This window comes from endosymbiont of Ridgeia piscesae (genome assembly GCF_001443665.1).
Taxonomy (GTDB): domain Bacteria; phylum Pseudomonadota; class Gammaproteobacteria; order Chromatiales; family Chromatiaceae; genus Endoriftia; species Endoriftia persephonae.
Genome location: NZ_KQ557177.1, coordinates 1 through 2,271 on the forward strand (window position 1 = coordinate 1; position 2,271 = coordinate 2,271).

General features: G+C 53.1%; 1 protein-coding gene and 2 pseudogenes. All 3 read right to left on the bottom strand.

Annotated elements, in window-relative coordinates:
* Nucleotides 1-87 precede the first annotated feature (87 nt).
* Nucleotides 88-339, bottom strand: a pseudogene (locus tag Ga0074115_RS15420) (cation diffusion facilitator family transporter); the annotation flags it as partial.
* Between the two features lie 89 nt (nucleotides 340-428).
* Nucleotides 429-1,096, bottom strand: a pseudogene (locus Ga0074115_RS16040) (efflux RND transporter permease subunit); the annotation flags it as partial.
* Nucleotides 1,097-1,128: 32 nt separating this feature from the next.
* Nucleotides 1,129-1,494 (bottom strand): hypothetical protein, encoded by a 366-nt coding sequence (locus Ga0074115_RS16405; RefSeq protein ID WP_232433159.1) that lies wholly within the window; start codon nucleotides 1,492-1,494, stop codon nucleotides 1,129-1,131.
* Between the last annotated feature and the right edge of the window lie 777 nt (nucleotides 1,495-2,271).

Sequence of the window (2,271 nt, forward strand, 5' to 3'; positions counted from 1 at the left end):
CGCACTTCGCTGATTAAGAGTTTCTTCCGCATGTCAGATACAAAGTATATTTTGGCAAGTTCAAAAATAGACTGCCAATACTTTCGGAACGATTAATACCAGATTGATGAGTGCGGCGATCACCTCGGCTCGTTTGTAACCAAAGGTCTTGAAATGGTCTGCGGGTTGCCGACCAATTTTACGCGCCACCCAGGCGATGAGCAGTGAGCTGGCATCGCTGAAATTGTGCAGTGCGTCAGCGATCAGCGCCAGGCTGCCCGAGATCACGCCTCCGGTCACTTGTGCCAGCGTCAGCAGCATATTAAAGGCGATGGCGATCGCCAAACGACGGTCGCCCATTGTCTCCACATCATGATGCTGGTGATCGTGATCCACCGGGGGCTCCTTGCTGAATGCATTGATCCTCCCATGTTACTTATAGGGTAGCGCTAATTCTCCTTATCTTTCGAATAGTACGCGGCGCGGGAAAACACCCCATACAGCACCAACAGGGCCAGCAGGGCCAGCAGGGCCAGCAGGGTGCTGGAGGCCAGACCGCCCAGCACCACGGTAGCCAGTGGCCGTTGCACCTCGGAGCCGACAACCCGTTGCCCGCAGCATGGGGATTAAGCCCAGGGCTGCGATGGAGGCGGTCATCAACACCGGCCGCAGACGCGACAGGGCACCCTCAAACACGGCTTCATGGGCGCTACCACCGCCCAGCAGACACTGGTTGATGGCGTTGAGCATCATTATGCCATTCAGCACTGCGACACCGAACAGGGCGATAAAGCCGATGGAGCCGAGCACCGACAGGTACTGGCCAGAGATATACAGCGCGGCAATGCCGTCGATCAGCGCCAGCGATAGCGGTACCACCACCATCAAGCATGCCCGGTCTGTTGCTGGTTTTCGAACTGACCGCCGAACACCACGGTGTAGCCGGCGGGCATGTTGATCTCGCTATCGATACGTTCACGCAGCTCTTTCACCAGGCCGCCCATGTCACGCCCCTCGATGTTGGCTTGAATGACGACGCGTCGTTGTACATCATCGCGACGAATCTGTGGTGGCCGGACTCGATGGCCACTTGTGCCACATCTGCTGTCACTACCCAGACCATCGCTGCCGGCATCGCAGGGATGCTCATCACCGGACGCTAATTCCTATTGGGCATGATGATGTTGTTGCGCATCGGGTTGTGTCAGGTGAGATGAACATATGTTCCATCATCACCACCGAGCCATGCACCATCATGCCAATGCCAATGCCAATGCCAATGCCAATGCCAATGCCAATGCCAATGCCAATGCCAATGCCAATGCCAATGCCAATGCCAATGCCAATGGCCAGATCACCCAGCGACATGAGGTTGGCCGACACGTTCCATTGGCCTGGCACTGATGGCCATGGCCCAATTGGGATGGGCGCCGAAATCAGTACCAGAAAGGTGGCGCGGACGTTCAGTAAAAACAGCATCAGCATCACCACGATGAGCACAAAGACCTCCAGCAATGCCTTGCTCCGTCGTGGGAGGGCGGGTAGCCAGATCCCTCTGAGCTATGAGTTAACATATGAGCCGTTGCGGCCTATTGCCTGAGAAGGGTGGGCTGGAGTGTTGCCGTTTTTTTGGATCTATTAATTCAGCCCATAAATGGCTGTAAACGGGTGGGTTGGCGGTTGGCACTGGGGGTTAGGGATGGACATAATAAACCTGAAGCATATGTGGAAGCGGCGAGGAGAAGGAATCAGGGGTGAGCAGTGAGCAACGCTGTTAAATCGGCTTCGCGTAGCGAAAGAAAATTCCTATCCCTCACTATTTTCAGGCAGCATACGACCCAATTCTGCCGTACAAAAAACAAAGCCGCTTGAAGAATACAAGCGGCTTTTCGCCTCCGTTTGTGCCTTATTTGGCTTTCTATACCGCGAATAGAATTGTAATTTCTCTGAATTCTATTTTTCTTGCAGCTTGTGAAGATAATCGATCAAGGCCAGGACGCGGGCATTAGCCACATCCTCTCCATACCACTCACCAAAAAATGGTCCATGTGTTTTCACTGACGCAGCAATATATACGCTGCCCCAGATAGGCATTTCCTTTGGGCCATGGGCTTTGACCTCCGTCCTTCCATCAATTATTTGGTACACACGTTCAAAAGGAAATACTCCACCGTTGCCCTTGCTTAGAGCTGTTATTAATCGTTCCGAAAGTATTGGCAGTCTATTTTTGAACTTGCCAAAATATACTTTGTATCTGACATGCGGAAGAAACTCTTAATCAGCGAAGTGCGC